Raw genomic sequence first — 19,067 nt, forward strand, 5'->3', positions numbered from 1 at the left:
GCGGGTCGAGCGCATCGCGGAGCCGACCGGTCCGGCTCGCCCCGGTGGAGGACATGTGGCGATTGTGCCTGCCGGGCGAGGAGAGCCGTAGTGATTCGGAGGGGGATCTCGGCGCAGAGGCCGTGCCGCGCCACGTAATCTGTCGGGCGTGAAACCTCTCACCCGTCTAGTCCTCATCGGCGCCCCGGTCGCCATCGTTGCCACCGCAGTGTTCGGCGGCAGCCCCAAGGGGGACGACCCGATCTATGTCGACCCGTACGAGAACGCGGAAGCGTCCGGTGAGGCCGACTCGGCCCCCGAGGCAAAGAAGCCCAAGACCGACCAGGAGGTGATAGCCAAGCTGCCGCCCGGTCTCGCGGCACCCGCCGCCAAGGAGATGGCCGCGCAGATCATCTCCACCGCGGAGAACTCGACGACCAACTGGCGCGGCCAGTACTCGTCGATCCGCGACGTCGGCGACGGCAACGGTTACACCGCCGGTGTCATCGGCTTCACCTCGGGCACGCACGACATGCTCCAGCTGATCCAGGACTACACCAAGTCCCACCCGGACAACCCCCTCGCGGTGTTCATCCCCGCGCTGGAGGAGGTCGACGGCACCGCCTCGCACAAGGGTCTCGACCCCGGCTTCACCAAGGCGTGGAAGCAGGCGGCGAAGGAGCCCGACTTCATCAAGGCGCAGGACGACGCCCGCGACAAGTACTACTTCAAGCCCGCGGTCGACCTCGCCAAGATGGACGGTCTGGGCACGCTCGGCCAGTTCATCTACTACGACGCGATGGTGCTGCACGGCCCCGGCATCGACCCGCGCGGCTTCTACGGCATCCGCGACCTGGCCCGCAAGAAGGCCAAGGCGCCCTCCGAGACGGAGGCCAAGGACAAGAAGAAGGCCGAGAAGGACTACCTGAACGCGTTCCTGCACGAGACGCGCGAGGTGCTCCGGACGAAGAAGAAGCTCAACGACACGTCCCGCATCGACACCGCCCAGAAGGTCTTCCTCCAGAAGAACAACATGGACCTGAAGCCCCCGCTGGAGTGGAAGATGTACGAGGAGCCCTTCCGCATCACCGGCTGACCCGCACCACCTGCCGTCCCGCACCGCCGTCCCGCACCGGCAGCACCTGCTCCGGCATCACCTGCTGACGAAGGCCCGACCACCGGGTGTCACCCGGGTGTCACCACTCCGCCTCCCGGTAGTCCTTCAGGAAGACCCCCGACACCGGGTGGCCGGCCTCGCCCCGGACGATCGGGTCGTACACCCTGGCCGCCCCGTCCACGATGTCGAGCGGGGTGCGGCGGCCGCGCGCCGCAATCCGCGCCTTGAGGGGTGCCGGGTTCTCGTCGGTGATCCAGCCCGTGTCGACGCTGCACATGTGGACGCCCTGGACGGCGAGCTCGGCGGCGCTGGTGCGGGTGAGCATGTTGAGGGCCGCCTTGGCCATGTTGGTGTGCGGGTGGCCGCCGGTCTTGTTCCGTACGGCGAACCGCCCTTCGACCGCCGTCACGTTGATCACGTACCGGCGCGGCCGCGGCGAGGCGAGCAGCAGCGGGAGCAGCCGGTCGCAGAGCAGGGCGGGGGCGAGGGCATTGACGAGCTGGGTCTCCAGGAGCTCGGCCGGGTCGACGGAGCCGAGCCGGGCCGACCAGGAGTTCGCGGGGGCAAGGTCGGCCAACAGCCCTGCCTCGTCCGTCTCTTCGGGCAGTACGAGGGCCAACGCACCGCGCGCCGGGGAGAGTTCGGCGCTCATCGGCGCGTACCCGGGGGCCCGGAGCACCTCGGCGGGCAGCGCCCCGCGCTCCCCCGCCGCCAGCACGGCATAGGACTCGGGCGGACGGCGCACCGTCTGGGCCGCGTTGTTCACCAGGATGTCCAGCGGTTCGCCCGCGTCCCTCAACTGCTCGCACAGACCGAGCACTTGACGCGGATCGCGCAGGTCGACGGCGACGACGATGAGCCGGTCGAGCCACTTCTCGCTGCCCTGCGCGGCCCGGAAACGGGACAGCGTGTCGTGCGGGAAGCGAGAGGTGACCAGGAGTTCGGCACCGTCGCGGAGCATCATCAGGGCGAGCTGGAAACCGATCTTGACCCGGCCGCCGGTGAGCAGAACGCGCCGCCCGGAGAGGTCGGTGGTCAGGGCGCGGCGGGCGGCGTTGTCGGCGGCACAGTCCGGGCAGAGCGCGTGGTAGAAGGCGTCGACCAGCCGGTAGGGCTGCTTGCAGACGTAGCAGCGGCGCGGGCGGACGAAGGCGCCGGGCTTTCCGGGCCGTGCCAGCGGGGCGTCCTCGCGCCGGTCGGCGGCCCCGGTCGTGGTGGCGGCCGCGGTCGCGTCGTCGGCCAGCTTGTCGGCCTGCTTGCGGGCCTTGCGCCGGCGGTGCCGGCCTTCGCGGACGTACGTTCCGGCGACCTGCTCGGTACGCAGCCGGACAGGGTCGTCGACGGGGAGGGTACGCAGCTTCGCGACCATGCGGTCGAAGGCGGCGATCTCCTCGTCGGAGATCGCGTCGCGGGACGCTTCCGGTATCGGCCCGTGTGCTTCCGTCTTCGGCCCGCGCGCCTCCGGCATCGGAGGTGTCGGACCGTGCGCCCCGTCGGCCGTGTGCTGCATGTGCTCCCCGCCCCCGTACGAACTTCCCAGGTCGGACCGGGCCGACCTGCGGTGATCCTAACGGGTGGCTGCCGGGACCCTCCGGGAATTACCCGGGCGCACCCGGCGCCTGCCGGGCGTCCTCCCGCACCAGTTCCGCCGCCTTCTCCGCGAGGGCGACGGTCGGCGCGTGGGTGTGCCCCCTGGTGATCTGCGGCATGACGGAGGCGTCGACGACGCGGAGCCCCTCGACCCCCCTGACCCGCAGCCGGGGGTCGGTGACCGACCCGGCGTCGCGGCCCATCCGGCAGGTGCCGGTGGGGTGGTAGAGGGTTTCGAGCGAGCCGCGCAGGGCGCGGTGGAGTTCCTCGTCGCCGACGACGCCCGGGTAGTGGCCCATGGGGCCGCCGGTGTACGGGGCGAGCGCGCGGCCCGCGAAGAGTTCCTCGGCTCGCCGTACGCCCGCCACGATGCGGCGCAGGTCGGACTCGTCGGTGAGGTAGCCGGGGTCGATACGGGGTCCGGCCCCCGTGTCGGGCCCGGTGAGGGTGATGCGGCCGTGGCTGCCTGGCTGGAGGAGGACGACGCCGATGGTGAGGCCGTGTTCGGCGGGCGGGGTGAGCCCGTGCTCGATGAACGGCACCGGTGCGAATATCAACTCCAGGTCCGGGGCTGCCAGTTGGGGCGTGCTGCGGATGAAGGCGACGGCCTCGGCGACGTTGGAGGTGAGCGGTCCGCGGCCGGCCACGAGGTACCGGGCGAGGTTCGCGGGGGTGTCGGCCCCGGTGAGGGTGATCGGGTCCGGGCAGCACAGGGTGACGGCCGTCGACAGGTGGTCCTGGAGGTGCCGCCCCACCTCGGGCGAGGCCACGCGCGGGGTGATTCCGGCGGCGCGCAGCTCGTCCGGGTCGCCGATGCCGGAGTGCAGGAGGAGGTACGGGGAACCGACGGCCCCGGCACAGAGGATCACCTCGCGGCGGGCGGTGAGCATGCCGGGCACGCCGTCGGCCTCGACGCCGACCACGCGGCTGCTGTCGCCGTCGAAGCGCAGCCGCCGTACCCGGGCTCCGGTGAGGACGTCCAGGTTGGGGCGGGTGCGCGCGGGTCTGAGGTAGCCGTCGGCGGCGCTCCAGCGGCTGCCGCGCCGCTGGTTGAGCGGGGTGATCGCGCAGCCGCTGTGGTCGGGGCCGTTCAGCTCGGGCAGTTCGTCGATGCCCGCTTCGCGGCAGGCGTCCATGAAGGCGAAGGTCAGCGGGCTGGGGTCGCGCGGCGGCGAGATGAACAGCGGCCCCTCGGTGCCGTACACGGTGTGCGCGGGGGTGTGTCCCGTCCATCGCTCCGCGCGCCGGAAGTACCGTACGAACTCGTCGTAGGACCACTCGTGGCCCGCCACCTCGCCCCATGCGTCGTAGTCGGCGCGGTGGCCGCGCACCCACATCATCGCGTTCATGGAGGAGCTGCCGCCGAGCAGGTGGCCGCGCGGCCAGTAGAGCTCGCGCCCGTCGAGGGCCTCCTGCTTGGTGGTGGCGAAGTCCCAGTCGTACGCGGTCCTGAAGAGCTTCGGGAACGCCGCCGGGATCCGGATCTCCGGCTTGCTGCGCCGGTCGGGACCGCCGGACTCGATGAGCGCGACGCGCACGGTGGGGTCCTGGGAGAGACGGGCCGCGAGCACGCTCCCCGCCGATCCGGCGCCGACCACGAGGTAGTCGTACGCGAACGTGCTCCCGGTCCCCTGCGGGTGCTGGTGTCTGCGGCGGCTCAACTCGACTCCCCTGGAAGGCTGTTGGGCGTGGTGTCGACTGCTGGGGACCAGCATGACCGCCCGGAAGCCGGGTTACCAGTGCGTACGCGACGGTGGATTCACCGGCTGAGACGCTCGTCGGCGCGCTCGCGCCGCAGCGTGTACCGCTCCCTCTCCGAGAGCCCGCCCCAGACACCGAACCGCTCGTCGTGGGTGAGGGCGTACTCCAGGCAGGCGGTCCGCATGTCGCACGCGCCGCACAGCTGCTTGGCCTCGCGGGTCGAGCTGCCGGGCTCGGGGAAGAAGAACTCCGGGCCGGTCTGGGCACAGAGAGCGCCCTCCCGCCAGGAGGGCTCGCTGTCGGCGCAAAGGGTCGTGCTGTCGGTAGGGAAGGTGTTCTTGATCGGCATGCGGCACATGCTGCCCGGCGGCGATCAACGTTTGATCAACGTGTGTTCAACGGCAGCATTGCACCGCGCCCGCCCATCATGGAGGATGCCTCCATGACCATGAACCGAAAGGCCGATGCCGCGTAGGCATCGCAGGCGCGCACACCGCCGCGCCCACCCTCCCGCTTTCGACGTCCACACGCTGTCCGTCCGCATCACCGCCGGTTGGCGCGACGGCGAATACGCGGACGAGCGCGCCGCCCAGGCCCTCTTCGCGGTCGACGGCGAACCGCTCATCGACCCGCGGCAGAAGACCGTCGAAGGCCTGGACCCCTGGATCCTCTTCGGCCCCGGCAGCACTCTGTGGCCGACCCGCACACCCCACCTCACCCACATCGCCTGCGGCTTCCGCTGTGTGGTCGAGTGCTGCGGACTCTACGTCTTGGTCTCGACGCCCGTACCGGGTTACGTCGACTGGGACGTGACCCTGCGCCGCGACATGTACGGCCCGCCCGCCGCCCCCCACCACTTCCGCTTCGAGCGCGAGCAGTACCTGTACGTCCTGGAGACGACCAGGGACGACCACTCGTGGGAGTGGCCGACCCGCACCGTCATGCGGCTGGTCGGCGAACGCCTCGAAGAGGAGCGCCTGTTCACCGGGCTGGGCTGCATCGACCACTCCTACTGGTGGCGCGAGGACCCCGTGGTCGGCGTCTGCCTCCGGTTCCCCGGCGACGACCCCTCCGACCCGTCCTGCCGGAAGACCTTCACCCACTCCCGCCCCGTGACGTCGGCACCCCCGCACGAGCAGGCCGAGGAGTTCCTCCGTACCCTCCAGGAGTCGTTTCGAAGCTGGGCCGACCGGGGGAAGTGACAGGGGTCCAGGATCAGATCAACTTCCCCGAGGAGTACGCGACATGACCGACTTCGCAGTGATCGGCGGCGGTGTCGCCGGACTGGCCACCGCACTGCTCCTGGCCAGGCGCGGGCATCCCGTCACGCTCTTCGAGCGGGACTCCCGCGCGCCCTGCGGCGACCTCGACGCGGACTTCTTCGACTGGCCGCGTCCCGTCACCGTGCCGCAGGCCGTCCAGCCGCACACCCTGCTGGGCTCGGCCCGCGCCGTACTGAAGGAGGAACTGCCCGACGTGTACGCGGAGTTGCTGCGGCGCGGCGCGAGCGAGTACCACGAGCTGGCCGGTCTCGCGGAGCCGGCGGAGGTGCGCGAGGGAGACGAGCACCTGGTACTGGTGCAGACGCGGCGCATCCTCGTGGAGACGGTCCTCCACTACGCCCTGCGGGCCGAGCCGACCGCGACCGTACGGTACGGGGAGCCGGTCACCGGGCTGGTCTTCGGCCAGGGCGGCGGGGGTGACGAGCGTGACGGGGACGACCACAGCGGCCAGGACGGCGTCCCCCGGGTGACAGGCGTGCGCACCGAGCGCGGTGCCTTCCCTGCGGACGTCGTCGTCGACTCCGGCGGGCGGCGGGTCAGGACCGCCGAATGGCTGGCCGGGGCCGGGTGCCGACCACCGGTCGTGGAGCGGCACCGTACCGGGATCGCGTACTACTGCCGCTGGTACCGGCTGCCGGAGGGGCGGGCCGAGGGGCCGCGCGGGCCGCTCGGCCTGACCGCGGGTGCCTTCGGCGGGTGTGCGGCGTTCCCGTGCGACAACCGCGTGTTCGGCATCGCGCTCTTCCTGCACACCGACGACCCGACGCGTACGGCGCTGCGCGACCCGGCCGTCTTCGAGTCGGCGGCCAGGACCTTCTCGTCGGGTGCCGCCTGGCTCTCCCTCGGCGCGGAGCCCCTGTCCGAGGTGCTGCCGCTGGCCGGCCTTGAGAACCGGTGGAGCGCGCTGGTCGACGAACGGGGTCCGGTCGTCACGGGTCTGCTCGCCGTCGGGGACAGCTTCGCACACACCAACCCGACGATGGCGCAGGGGATTTCGCTCTCCCTGTGGTCCGCCCGGTGGCTGGCCGACCACGTGGACGGGGGCGTGGATCCGGCGGGCGCGCTGTTCGCCGCCGCGTACCACTCGTGGGCCGTGCGCACGCTCAGGCCGTGGTTCGACGTACAGGTGCAGACGGACGAGGCGATCGGGCAGCGTTACGCCGAACGGTCGACGAAGCCGCAGGACAGGTTCGCCAGGCAGAGCGCCGCGATGCTGGAGTGCGGTCTCGCCGACCCGGTGGTGGGCCGGGCGCGCGCCCGGGTGCGGCACCTGCGGGAGCTGCCCCGGGCGGCGTACGAGGACCCGGAGGTGCAGCGGCACCTGGCGGACTGGCTGGCGGCCCGCCCGGAGTGGGAGCCGCGCACGGCGGGCCCGAGCCGGGCGGAGTGGGAGAAGCTCACTTCGCGGTAGGTCCGGCACGCGGGGCCCGGGAGATCGGACCGTGGTTTCGGGGGCCTCGTTCAGGCCGTGGCTCGGGGGCCTCGTTCAGGCCGTGGTTCCCAGCACCTCGCCCAGGTCGTAGCTCACCGGCTCCTCCAGCTGGTCGTACGTGCAGGACTCCGGCGTGCGGTCCGGCCGCCATCTGCGGAACTGGGTGGTGTGCCGGAACCGGGTGCCCTGCATGTGGTCGTACCCCACTTCGCAGACCCTGGAGGGGGCGAGGGCCACCCACGACTGGTCCTTGCCGCTGTTCCAGCGGTTCTGGCTGCCCGGCAGCCGGTTCGCCTCGTGCGCCGACTGATCCTCCCAGGCCGCCCACGGGTGGTCGGCGCCCGGGGCCAGGCGCAGCGGTTCCAGCTCGTCGACGAGTTCCTTGCGGCGCTGCATGGTGAAGGCGGAGGAGGCGCCGACGTGCTGGAGCCGACCTTCCGCGTCGTACAGGCCGAGCAGCAGCGAGCCGACGGCCGGGCCCGCCGTCTTGTGCAGCCGGTAGCCCGCGACGACGCAGTCCGCGGTCCGCTCGTGCTTGATCTTGTACATGAGGCGGGCGTCCGGCCGGTACGGCAGCGTCAGGGGCTTCGCGATCACCCCGTCCAGGCCCGCCCCCTCGAACCGCTCGAACCACACCTGCGCGACCTGCGGATCGGTCGTCGCGGGCGCCAGGTGCACGGGCGGACCCACCCCCTCCAGCACCTCGGCGAGGGCCTTGCGGCGCTGCGCGAGGGGTACGTCGAGGAGCGCCAGGTCCTCCAGGGCGAGCAGGTCGAAGGCGACGAAGCTCGCCGGGGTCTGCTCCGCCAGGAGCTTGATGCGGGAGTCGGCGGGGTGGATGCGGTCGGAGAGCCGCTCGAAGTCGAGGCGGCCGTCCCGCGCGATCACGATCTCGCCGTCGACGACGCAGCGGGGCGGGAGCTGGGCGAGCAGTCCTGCCACGAGTTCCGGGAAGTAGCGGGTCAGGGGCTTGCCGGTGCGGCTGCCGATGACCAGCGCGGGGCCGTCCCGGTGCACGATCGCCCGGAAGCCGTCCCACTTCGCCTCGTACTGCATGCCGGGCGGGATCTTCTTCACCGCCTTGGCCAGCATCGGCTTCACCGGTGGCATGACGGGGAGGTTCATCGGAACCGGCGGTGGTGACGGGACCGGCGGTGACGGGTCAGGTGGTGACGGGACCCGTCCCGGCGGCGGTGACGCGTTCGTGGCCATGGGTCCGACCCTGCCCGAAACTCCGATATGCGGCATATGTGGGCTCGGCCTACCGTGGCGCACATGGGCACATCGGGCGAGGCGATCGAGCTGGACGCGGGAGGGCGGACGGTACGGCTGTCCAGCCCGGAGAAGGTGTACTTCCCGGAGCGCGGCTTCACCAAGCTGGACGTGGCCCGCTACTACCTGGCCGTCGGCCCCGGCATCCTGCGGGCCCTGAGCGAGCGCCCGACCACCCTGGAGCGGTTCCCGGACGGCGTCGCGGGCGAGTCCTTCTACCAGAAGCGGGCCCCGAAGAACGTGCCCGACTGGCTGCCCACGGCCACCGTCTCCTTCCCCAGCGGGCGCACCGCCGACGAGCTCTGCCCGACCGAACTGGCGGCGGTCCTCTGGGCGGCGAACCTGGGCACGCTGACCTTCCACCCCTGGGCGGTGCGCCGCGCGCACCCCGACCACCCGGACGAGCTGCGCATCGATCTGGACCCGCAGCCCGGCACCGACTTCTCCGACGCGGTACGGGCCGCCCACGAGCTGCGCGCCGTGCTGGACGAGCACGGGCTGCGGGGCTGGCCCAAGACGTCCGGCGGGCGCGGGCTGCACGTCTTCGTGCCGATCGAGCCGCGCTGGGACTTCACGGCCGTACGGCGCGCGGCGATCGCGGTCGGGCGGGAGCTGGAGCGGCGGATGCCGGACGCGGTGACGACGGCGTGGTGGAAGGAGGAGCGGGGGTCGCGGATCTTCGTGGACTTCAACCAGACCGCCCGCGACCGGACCATGGCGTCCGCCTACTCGATCCGCCCGAAACCGCACGCCCCGGTGTCGGCGCCGCTGCGCTGGGACGAGCTGGACGAGGTGCGCCCCGAGGACTTCGACGTGGCGACCATGCCGGCCAGGTTCGCCGAACTGGGCGATGTGCACGGGGACTTGGCGGACCACGCCTTCGTACTGGACTCGCTCCTGGAGCTGGCGGACCGGGACGCGACCGACCGGGGGCTCGGCGATCTGCCGTACCCGCCGGACTATCCGAAGATGCCGGGCGAACCGAAGCGGGTCGCGCCGAGCCGCGCGAAGCACGACGAGCACGAGGGACGGGAATGAGCAGCTCGGCAACCCGTCGTCGGGCGGCACCTGCACCCGGGAGGGCGCGACAGGTCCCCCGCCCACGCGGGACGGGGGACCGTTGCGGCGGACGCGCCGGCCGGGTTGTGACTTCCCGGTGCTGTGCGGCTACAGCTCCTTGATGCGGATGTCGCGGTACGAGACGACGTCGGTCGTCCCGTGCACCTGGAGCCCGATGTAGCCGGAGGCGAACCTGCGGCCGTCCGTGCCGGGGTCGTCGCCGCGCGGCGGCTCGAAGACCTGACCGCCGTTGTTGTCGAACTCGTTGATCAGCACGCCGTTGCGGAGGATCGAGTAGTGCTGGCCCTGCACCCGGATCTCGTAGTCGTTCCAGGTGCCCTTGGGGGTGACGCCCGCACCGCCGAGGCCGACCCGGTCGAAGCCGTAGACCGAGCCGGTCTTGTACATGTCGCCGTCGGGCCGGTCGAGGATCTGCACCTCGTGCCCGTACTTGATGGCGACCCACTCGGGCCTGGGCTCCTCCGGGTGGTCGTGGACGTTCGGGAAGCGCACGAAGACACCGGAGTTGGCGAAGTTGGTGTCTCCGGGCGCGTCGTCACGGAACTGGAGCTTCAGTGAGAAGTCCTCGTACTTCCGGGACGGGAACCACAGCATGCCCATGCCGGGAACGGTCGTACTGCTGGTGATCGTCCCGTCGGCGTTCAGTCCGAAGGAACCCCCGCCCACCTGCTGCCACTTCGCGAAGGAGGCGGCGGTGCCGTCGAACAGCGGGCGGTAGCCCTCGGTCTGGCCCGGCTTGCCGATGCCGGACTGCTTGGCGGCCGCGTAGATCTTCTTGTGCTCGCGCTGGTCGATCACGCCGTCGGCGAGGAGCTTGTCGAGCACCTTGTCGACGTGCTTGAGGAAGAGGGCGTGCGAGGTCCACTCCTTCTCGTCCTCGATCAGCTCGCCGATGGTGCAGCGGCCGCGGGTGAGGCGGTTCGGCACACCGGTGTCGACGGTGCCGACGAAGACGGTCAACCGCTCGTCGAATTCGGGGCAGTTGGGGGCGGGGACGCCGCCGCCCGGCACGACGTCGAAGGACGCCTTCTTCGGCGCCGACGTGTTGCCCGCCTTGTCGGTGGCCCGGTGCAGGAAGGCGTGGTGGCCGACCCGGTCGACCACGACGGGGGCGGTGTACGCGAGGTAGGGCCCGCCGTCGAGCGAGTACTCGACCTTGTCGACCCCCGATCCCCCGGTGTCGGTCGCGGTGACCGTCGCTTTCGCACTGCCGAGGTAGGCGCCGTCGGAGTTCTTGGCGCCGGTCACGGCCGCTGCCGTCTCGGGCGGGGTCCTGTCCTCGACCGGTGGGACGACGACGGTGAAGTCGACGGCCTTCTCGGCGGCGGTGTTGCCCGCCCTGTCGGTGGCCCGGTAGCGGACCTTGTGCGTACCGGCCTCGTGGACCATCACCGGTGCGGTGTACGGGGTCCAGGCGCCGCCCGCGCCGAGCGCGTACTCGATTCTGTTGACGCCCGAGCCGGTGTCGGAGGCGGTCACGGTGACCGTGGCCATGTTCAGGTAGCGGCCCTGGTCGTCCTTCTCGCCGGTCACGGTCGCCGAGGTCTCCGGCGGGGTCTTGTCGTCGGTGGACGGTGGGGCGATCTTGAAGTCGACGGCCTTCTCGGCGGCGGTGTTGCCCGCCTTGTCGGTGGCCCGGTACCGGACCTTGTGGGTGCCGACCTCGTGGATCATCACGGGTGCGGTGTACGGGGTCCAGGCGCCGGCCGCCCCGAGCGCGTACTCGATCTTCTCGACGCCGGAGCCGCCCTCGTCCGTGGCGGTCACGGTCACCGTGGCGTGGCCGAGGTAGTCGCCGTCCGCGTTCGTCTCGCCGTCGACCTTCGCGGAGGTCGCGGGCGCGGTGGTGTCGGGGCCGCCCTCGGTGACGGTGAGGATGCCCTGCATCGCCCCGTGGCCGGGGATGGTGCAGTGGAAGCGGTAGCGGCCGGGGGTGAGGGTGACTTCGGCGGTGTACTTGCCGCCCTGGGCGTCACCGGGGTTGGCGAGGATGTTGAGCGGTACGTCGTTGTTGTACTCGGGGTCCGACACGTCGAAGGTGAGCGTGTGCGGCATGCTCGTGGTGTTGCCGGTCGCGGTGCTGTTCTCGAAGACGATCGTGGTGGGTCCCGCGACCGCCGTAGTGGGGAAGGTCAGATAGCGGTCGATGGGGTCGCCCGCGGTCCAGGTGAGGGTCTGCGCGGCGTTCTTCGCACCGCTGCCCGTGCCCCCGTACGCGGCCGTGGACGCCAGCCCGAGCACCATCAGCAGTGCGGCGAGAACTGCCGTCCACACAGGGGGAGTCGAGCGTCTCGCGGTTCTCCTGACGGCCACTCACCCCACCTCCTTCTTGACCACGTCCGCGGCGGCCGGGGTCGGCCCGCCGCCCTTGTACGTCACGCGCCACAGCGCGGACTTGTCGTCGAGGGTGAAGAAGCCCCGCCCGTAGTCGAGGACGTAGAGCGAGCCGTCGGGGGCGAACTTCCAGTCCATGAGGTTGCGGATGCCCGCGGCCCCCACCGGGATGATCTTCTTCAGGGACTCGGCGTGCGTCGGCAGTCCGCCCCTGCCGACCGTCTTCGGGTCGGTGAGAACGGCGTGCCGGGGCTGGTCGCCGTCGTAGAAGTCGCCGACGAACCACTTGCCGTCCCAGTAGGAGGGCCAGGCGTCCTTGCCCGCGCCCGTCGCGTCGTAGCGGTAGACCGGGCCGTTCATGGTGGCCTGGCCGCCGCCCTTGAGCCAGGGCAGCAGCAGCTTCTGCTCGGAGAGCTTGTAGCTCGGTACGCCGTTGGCGTCGCGGGGGAAGTCGGGTCCGCCGCCCTGCGGGGAGTACCAGATGGTGTTGGGGGTGACGGGCGGCAGGTTGACCAGTCCGTCGTTGTTCGGGGACTCGTTCTTGGGCTTGGCGCAGTCGTACCAGCCGAGCGGCTTGTCCGGGTCGGGCAGGTTGCGGTCGCGGTAGGGCTGGTTGTTGCCCATGCAGTAGGGCCAGCCGTGGTTGCCGGGCTTGGTGATCGCGGCGAAGGTGTCGTACTTGGCGGGGCCCCAGGTGGTGCTGGGTTCTCCGGCGTCCGGGCCCACCCAACCGGCGTACAGCACATCGGTCTTGGGGTCGATGGAGATCCGTGCGGGGTTGCGTACGCCCATCACGTAGATCTCGCCGCGGGTCTTGCCGCCGCCCTCGTCGGGTTCCTGGCCGGTGAAGAGGTTTCCGGCGGGGAGGGTGTAGGTGCCGTCGTCCTCGGGGTGGATGCGGAGGATCTTGCCGTTGAGGTTGTGGGTGTTTCCCGAGGTGCGGCGGGCGTCGGCGAAGGAGACGCCCTTGAAGTTCGGCTTGGGGTTGTTTCCCGAGTAACCCCCGGTGAACTGCGAGGAGTTGTTGTCCCCGGTCGCGATGTAGAGGTTCTGCTTGGAGTCCCAGGCCATGCCGCCGCCCGCGTGGCAGCAACTGTGGATCTGCACGGGCCAGTTCAGCAGCACCTTCTCGCTCGCGAGGTCGAGCTTGTTGGTGGCCGGGTCGAGGGTGAAGCGGGAGACGCGGCGCTCGCCCATGCGGGTGTCGCGGTTGATCCGGGAGTGGGGCGTGTAGTGCAGGTAGACCCACCCGTTGGTGAGGAAGTCGGGGTCGAGCTCGACACCGAGCAACCCCTCCTCGTTCTTGATCAGTTCGTCGCCGCCGCCCTTGTTGCCGAAGACGGTGAGGGCGCCCGCGAAGGTGACCTTCTTGGTCTTCGGGTCGTAGACGTGGACCTGTCCCTGGCCCTTCCCGATGTCGGGGTTGTTCCAGTCGGTGACGACGGGCACGTTGCCCGCGGCGCCGCCCCGTCCGATGTAGACGACGCGGCCGTCCTTGGCGACGACCAGGCCGTGCGGCTCGCCGATCTGGTCGGTCTGGCCCGGCTGATTGGGTGAAGTGACGCGCTCGGACGCGTAGTTGGCGTTGATCGCGGCACGGCAGTCGGCGCGCTCAAGACGGGTGGTCCAGAGCAGGGCGCCGCGCAGGTGGTCGCGGAAGTCGGTCTCGGCGAAGGCCTCGGCCGTGCCGCCCATGCCGGTGTAGAAGGACCGGCCGCCGTCGTAGTCGCGGCACCAGGAGACGGGGTGGTCGGCGCCGTTGGCACCGGTGCCCGGCTGGTAGGTGGCCTCACGGACCCTGGCGACGGTGTGCACGTCGCCGGACGGGTTCGTGGTCCAGTTGAGCCACTTGTCGGGCCGCTTCCACTCCAGCGGGAGCGACTTGGTCGCCGGGTGCTGCCGGTCCCCGACCTCGACCGTGGCCCGCTGCACGGTGGTGGGGCCGGTGGCGGCGGCGCGGGCGCCGACGAGTCCGCCGAACCACTCGGAGTACGGTTCGGTGCGCGCGGCGTCGTGGATGCCGAGGAAGCCGCCGCCCGCCTCCATGTACGCCTCCAGGCCCGCCTCCTGCTCCGGGTCGAGGACGTCGCCGCCGCCGGTCAGGAAGACGACAGCGTTGAACTTGCCCAGGCGGGGCTTGGTGAAGATGCTCGCGTCGTCGGTCGCCACGACCGTGAACTGCTGGGCGGCGGGCCCGGACCTGCCGATCCTCTCGACGGCCTCGATGCCGGCATTGACATTGGGCGCCTCTTCGCCGGAGGCGGAGGCGTGGAAGACGAGGACCTTCACGGTGGCCCCGCTGCCGGGCGGCGCGGGCAGGGACAACGTTGTCCTGACCTTGGCCTTGAGGGCCTCTCTGGCCGAGGGGGCCGGATCGTCGGGGTACGGCCGGGCGGCGGCCGACGACCCGCCGAGCAGGGAAGCGGCGAGGGCCCCCGCCGTGAGGACCGCCGCCCAGACGCGGCGGGGTGGTCTTGATCGGTGACGTGGTGCGCTCTGCAGATGCTGCATAGGTGTTCACCCATCCCTCTGTGGCTCAGTGGTCACAGGAACAGCCGCTGAAGCTAGACCTCTTTCCCCGGTTCGCCAAGAGTTATGACCACCCCGGACCAAACTTTGTCCTGAGCGTGGATAAACCCGTCCGGCACCGCTACCGTGACGCCGTCAATCTCCGTATAGGAATGGGGAGTTCGGCATGGATAGACGCAGCTTCAACAGACGCCTGCTGGCGGGCGGGACGGTGGTGGCGACCGGCGCGACCGCCCTGACATCGTTATCAGCGGCGCAGGCCGCGCAGCCCGCCCAGGTCCTCCAGCCCGCGCAGGCCCCTCGGGCCGCGGCCCCGCCGAGGACGGCCCCGGCAGGCGGGCAGGTCCGCCACCTCAAGATGTACGCGGAGAAGCTGCCCGGCGGTCAGATGGGCTACGGCTTCGAGAAGGGCAAGGCGTCGGTCCCCGGCCCGCTGATCGACATCAACGAGGGCGACACCCTCCACATCGAGTTCGAGAACACGATGGACGTAGCGGCCAGCCTCCACGTCCACGGCCTGGACTACGACATCGCCAGCGACGGTACGAGGATGAACCGCAGCCACGTCGAACCCGGCTCCACCCGCACCTACACCTGGCGCACCCACGCCCCCGGCAGGCGCAAGGACGGCACCTGGCGGGAAGGCAGCGCGGGCTACTGGCACTACCACGACCACGTGGTTGGTACGGAGCACGGCACGGGCGGCATCCGCAACGGCCTCTACGGCGGGGTGATCGTGCGGCGCAAGGGCGACCTGCTGCCGGACAAGACCTTCACGATCGTCTTCAACGACATGACGATCAACAACCGGCCGGGACACCAGAGCCCCAACTTCGAGGCCACGGTGGGCGACCGGCTCGAAATCGTCATGATCACGCACGGCGAGTACTACCACACGTTCCACATCCACGGTCATCGCTGGGCGGACAACAGGACGGGGCTGCTGGAGGGCCCGACGGACCCGAGCCGCATCGTCGACAACAAGATCACCGGCCCCGCGGACTCCTTCGGCCTCCAGATCCTGGCCGGGGAAGGCGTCGGCGCCGGCGCCTGGATGTACCACTGCCACGTCCAGAGCCATTCGGACATGGGGATGGCGGGACTGCTGCTGATCGCCAAGCCGGACGGGACGATTCCGGGGTACGACCCGCACCATTGAGGGGCCGGGTGGAGCCGGGGAACGGCGGCAACAACAAAGGCAAGGAGAGCACTCTCCTTGCCACTCTCAACTTATAGCGCGCAGGGGGACTTGCCGCAAGACCCGGGTCACGGCGCAGAATCGTCGTCCGATGCCACAACCTGGAGAAACGGGGGAGGCACGGAACGCACTGGAACGCGGCTGTCCCGGAGGTACGTCAGTGACTGAGCAGTACGTGGTGAATCTTCAAGAGGTTGACGAGACGCAGGTCGGCGTCGTGGGCGGCAAGGGAGCGCACCTGGGCGGGCTGTCGCGGATCGAAGGCGTCCACGTACCGGACGGCTTCTGCGTGACGACGGACGCCTTCCGGCGGATCATGGCGGAAACACCGTCGGTCGACGAGCTGCTCGATCGGTTGTCGCGCGTGGACCCGGACGACCGGGAGGCGATCCGCACGCTCAGCGCGGAGATCCGCCGCACCCTCGAAGGGACGGCCGTCCCGGGCGACGTCGCGGCGGCGATCACCCGCGCACTCACCGACCTCGGCGAGCAGGCCGCCTGCGCCGTCCGCTCCAGCGCGACGGCGGAGGACCTGCCGACGGCCTCCTTCGCCGGCCAGCAGGACTCGTATCTGAACGTCGTGGGGCCGACGGCGATCCTCCAGCACGTCAGCCGGTGCTGGGCCTCGCTGTTCACCGAGCGGGCCGTGACGTACCGCCGGCGCAACGGCATCGACGACCGTACGGTCCTCATGGCCGTGGTCGTGCAGCGGATGGTCTTCCCGGACGCGGCCGGTGTCCTCTTCACAGCCGACCCCGTCACGGGCAACCGGAAGGTCGCCACCGTGGACGCCGGCTTCGGCCTCGCCGAGGCCCTGGTCTCCGGCCTGGTGAACCCGGACGTCTACCGGGTGCGCGACGGCGAAGTCGTCGACAGGTCGATCGCCGCCAAGGAGCGCGCCGTGCAGGCCCTGCCGGGCGGCGGTACGCGGGAAGTGGCGGTCGACGCGCGGCAGCAGGAGCAGCCGGCGCTGACGGATGCGCAGGTCGTACGGCTCGTACGGCTCGGGCGGCGGATCGAGGCGCACTTCGGCCGTCCGCAGGACATCGAATGGTGCCTGGTCGACGACGGCTTCCGGATCGTCCAGAGCCGGCCGATCACGACGCTGTTCCCCGTCCCTGTCCCCGAGGCCGGCGACCGGGAGAACCACGTCTACGTCTCCGTCGGTCACGGTCAGATGATGACCGACCCCATGAAGCCCCTGGGGTTCTCCATGTGGCAGCTGACGGCCATGGTGCAGATGCACGAGGCCGGCGGGAGGCTGTTCGTCGACGTCGCCCCGCGGCTGGCCTCGCCCGCGAGCCGCGCCGGCCTCCTCGATGTCTTCGGGAAGAACGATCCGCTGGTCAGGGACGCGCTGGAGACCGTCCTGGACCGCGACGGTTTCGTCCCGTCGCTCCCGGACGCGGGCCCCGGCGGGCCGCCGGCCGGCGGTGCGCCCGCCGACGGTGCACCTGCCCCGATCGAGACCGATCCGGCCCTCGTCACCGAGCTGATCGAGCGCAGCCGGGCGTCCGTCGCAGCCCTGGAGCGCGACATCCGGACGAAGACCGGGCCCGCGCTGTTCGACTTCCTGCTGGAGGCCTTCGATGAGCACAAGCGGGTGCTCAGTGATCCGCTGAGCATTCAGGCGATCATGGCGGGAATGGACGCCACCTGGTGGCTCAACGACAAGCTGCAGGAGTGGCTGGGCGAGAAGAACGTGGCGGACACGCTCACCCTGTCCGCCCCCGACAACATCACCTCGGAGATGGGACTGGCGCTGCTCGACGTGGCGGACGTGATCCGTCCGCGGTCGGAGGTGGTGGCGTTCCTGCAGAGCCTGCCGAGTGTGCGGGGCGTCGACGACGAGAACTTCCTCGACGAGCTGGCGAAGCTCCCTGGCGGGACCGGGGCGCGCGACGCCATCGAGGCCTACCTCGACCGGTACGGCATGCGCTGCGTCGGCGAGATCGACATCACGCGGCCGCGTTGGCGCGAGCGTCCCACCACGCTCGTGCCCGTGATCCTCGACAACGTGAGGAACTTCGAACCGGGCGCCGCCGAACGGCGCTTCGAGCAGGGGCGGCAGCGGGCGCAGCAGAAGGAGCAGGACGTGCTGGCCCGCTTGCGGGCCCTGCCGGACGGTGCCCGGAAGGCCGACGAGACCAAGCGGATGATCGACCGGGTCCGCACCTTCATCGGGTACCGGGAGTACCCGAAGTACGGGATCATCAGCCGCTACTTCCTCTACAAGCAGGCCCTGCTGGGCGAGGCCGGGCGCCTCGTGCGGGCGGGCGTGCTCGCGGAGCAGGAGGACGCCTTCTACCTCACCTTCCAGGAACTCCACGATGCCGCGCGCTCGCACCGGGTGGACGACCGGCTCATTCAGGAGCGCAAGGACGCCTTCCGGTCGTACCACGCGCTCACACCGCCCCGGGTGCTCACCTCGGACGGCGAGGCCGTCACCGGGGCGTACCGGCGCGACGACGCGCCGGCCGGCGCCCTGATCGGCCTGCCGGTCTCCGCCGGGACCGTCGAGGGGCGGGCCCGCGTCGTCCTCGACATGGCGGAGGCCGATCTCGAAGCGGGCGACATCCTGGTCACGCCCTTCACCGATCCCAGCTGGTCGCCGCTGTTCGTCGGAATCGCGGGCCTGGTGACGGAGGTGGGCGGCCTGATGACCCATGGCGCGGTGATCGCCCGGGAGTACGGCCTGCCGGCCGTCGTGAACGTGGACCAGGCCACCCGGCTGATCCGGGACGGGCAGCGGATCCGCGTGCACGGAACCGACGGGTACGTCGAAATCCTGCCGTGACCGGCCCGGGAGGGCGGGTGGGCGGATCGCACGTGTTGCGGGCCTTCCCGACGCAAAGCCGTCCCGCCCCTGCTGACCTCCCCTACGTCCGGGGCACGGGCGCAGCCCCGGACCGGGAGGGGGACGCCCCGGACCGGGCGAGGGGCGCAACTCCGGACCGGGCACAGCCCTGAACCGGACACAGGGCGCAACCCCGGACCGGGCGCAACCCTGAACCGGACACAGGGCACAACCCCAGACCGGGCGAGGGGCACACCCCCAGACCGGGCACAGCCCTGAACCGGACACGCGGCGCAACCCCGGACCGGGCGCAACCCTGAACCGGACACAGGGCACAACCCCAGACCGGGCGAGGGGCACACCCCCAGACCGGGCACAGCCCCAGACCGGACACGCGGCGCAACCCCGGACCGGGCACAGCCCCAGACCGGACACAGGGCACAGCCCCAGACCGGGCAGCCCTGGACCGGACACGGGGCGCGCCCCCGGACCGTGCCCAACCCCGGACTGAACACAGGGCACAACCCCAGACCGGGCCCAACCCCGGACCGAACGCAGCCCCTACGCGGGCGCACCCCCAGACCGGGCGCGTCCCCGAACCGGACGCGAGGCGTGACCCCAAACGGGCACAGCCCCAGACCTGGACGCAGGGCGCAACCCCAGACCGGGCGCACCCCCGGACCGGACGCAGCCCCGACGCGCGGCGCACCCTCTGACCGGGAGGGGACCCAGACCTGGAGGCGCCCGACCCTCGA

Annotated in this window: 12 protein-coding genes; 6 read left to right on the plus strand and 6 right to left on the minus strand. The window is 71.1% G+C overall.

Annotated elements, in window-relative coordinates:
• The first annotated feature begins 148 nt into the window (after positions 1–148).
• Entirely contained in the window at positions 149–1,075 is a 927-nt protein-coding gene (locus ACH4SP_RS35120) for a chitosanase (RefSeq protein WP_398421148.1), read from the plus strand.
• 100 nt (positions 1,076–1,175) lie between these two features.
• Here the strand turns inward: ACH4SP_RS35120 and ACH4SP_RS35125 are convergent, their stop codons facing one another.
• The 3 genes from ACH4SP_RS35125 to ACH4SP_RS35135 all read right to left on the minus strand — a co-directional run bounded on the left by ACH4SP_RS35125 (position 1,176) and on the right by ACH4SP_RS35135 (position 4,736).
• A complete protein-coding gene (locus ACH4SP_RS35125) occupies positions 1,176–2,465 on the minus strand; it encodes an SDR family oxidoreductase (protein WP_398421231.1) in 1,290 nt (429 codons plus the stop codon).
• Between the two features lie 229 nt (positions 2,466–2,694).
• Entirely contained in the window at positions 2,695–4,347 is a 1,653-nt protein-coding gene (locus ACH4SP_RS35130; RefSeq protein WP_398421150.1) for a GMC family oxidoreductase, read from the minus strand.
• Between the two features lie 98 nt (positions 4,348–4,445).
• Positions 4,446–4,736 carry a WhiB family transcriptional regulator gene (locus ACH4SP_RS35135; RefSeq protein WP_398421152.1) on the minus strand — a complete coding sequence of 97 codons (291 nt, stop codon included), beginning with the start codon at positions 4,734–4,736 and terminating at the stop codon, positions 4,446–4,448.
• 115 nt (positions 4,737–4,851) lie between these two features.
• Between ACH4SP_RS35135 and ACH4SP_RS35140 the strand changes: the two genes are divergently transcribed.
• Complete coding sequence (locus ACH4SP_RS35140; RefSeq protein ID WP_398421154.1) at positions 4,852–5,589, plus strand: hypothetical protein; 738 nt, start codon at positions 4,852–4,854, stop codon at positions 5,587–5,589.
• Between the two features lie 43 nt (positions 5,590–5,632).
• Entirely contained in the window at positions 5,633–7,081 is a 1,449-nt protein-coding gene (locus ACH4SP_RS35145) for an NAD(P)/FAD-dependent oxidoreductase (RefSeq protein WP_398421156.1), read from the plus strand.
• 75 nt (positions 7,082–7,156) lie between these two features.
• On the opposite strand, the gene ACH4SP_RS35150 is transcribed toward ACH4SP_RS35145, so the two are convergent.
• Positions 7,157–8,227: an ATP-dependent DNA ligase gene (locus tag ACH4SP_RS35150; RefSeq protein WP_398421158.1), complete on the minus strand. Its 1,071-nt coding sequence runs from the start codon at positions 8,225–8,227 to the stop codon at positions 7,157–7,159.
• Between the two features lie 150 nt (positions 8,228–8,377).
• Between ACH4SP_RS35150 and ligD the strand changes: the two genes are divergently transcribed.
• On the plus strand, positions 8,378–9,412 hold the full coding sequence (ligD, locus tag ACH4SP_RS35155; protein ID WP_398421160.1) for a non-homologous end-joining DNA ligase: 1,035 nt from the start codon (positions 8,378–8,380) through the stop codon (positions 9,410–9,412).
• Between the two features lie 129 nt (positions 9,413–9,541).
• Here ligD and ACH4SP_RS35160 read toward each other — a convergent pair whose 3' ends face one another.
• Together ACH4SP_RS35160 and ACH4SP_RS35165 are read right to left on the minus strand one after the other, a co-directional pair.
• Positions 9,542–11,698, minus strand: coding sequence for an OmpL47-type beta-barrel domain-containing protein (locus tag ACH4SP_RS35160; RefSeq protein ID WP_398421232.1), 2,157 nt, complete (start codon positions 11,696–11,698; stop codon positions 9,542–9,544).
• 69 nt (positions 11,699–11,767) lie between these two features.
• Positions 11,768–14,299, minus strand: a complete 2,532-nt coding sequence (locus ACH4SP_RS35165) for a ThuA domain-containing protein (RefSeq protein ID WP_398421162.1) — start codon at positions 14,297–14,299, stop codon at positions 11,768–11,770.
• A 184-nt stretch (positions 14,300–14,483) separates the two neighbouring features.
• Here ACH4SP_RS35165 and ACH4SP_RS35170 point away from each other — a divergent pair, with 184 nt between their 5' ends.
• Positions 14,484–15,476 (plus strand): multicopper oxidase domain-containing protein, encoded by a 993-nt coding sequence (locus tag ACH4SP_RS35170; RefSeq protein ID WP_398421165.1) that lies wholly within the window; start codon positions 14,484–14,486, stop codon positions 15,474–15,476.
• Between the two features lie 199 nt (positions 15,477–15,675).
• Complete coding sequence (gene rph / locus ACH4SP_RS35175; RefSeq protein ID WP_398421167.1) at positions 15,676–18,312, plus strand: rifamycin-inactivating phosphotransferase; 2,637 nt, start codon at positions 15,676–15,678, stop codon at positions 18,310–18,312.
• The last annotated feature ends 755 nt before the right edge of the window (positions 18,313–19,067 follow it).

Source organism: Streptomyces sp. NPDC021093, from assembly GCF_044333135.1.
Classification (GTDB): Bacteria; Actinomycetota; Actinomycetes; order Streptomycetales; family Streptomycetaceae; genus Streptomyces.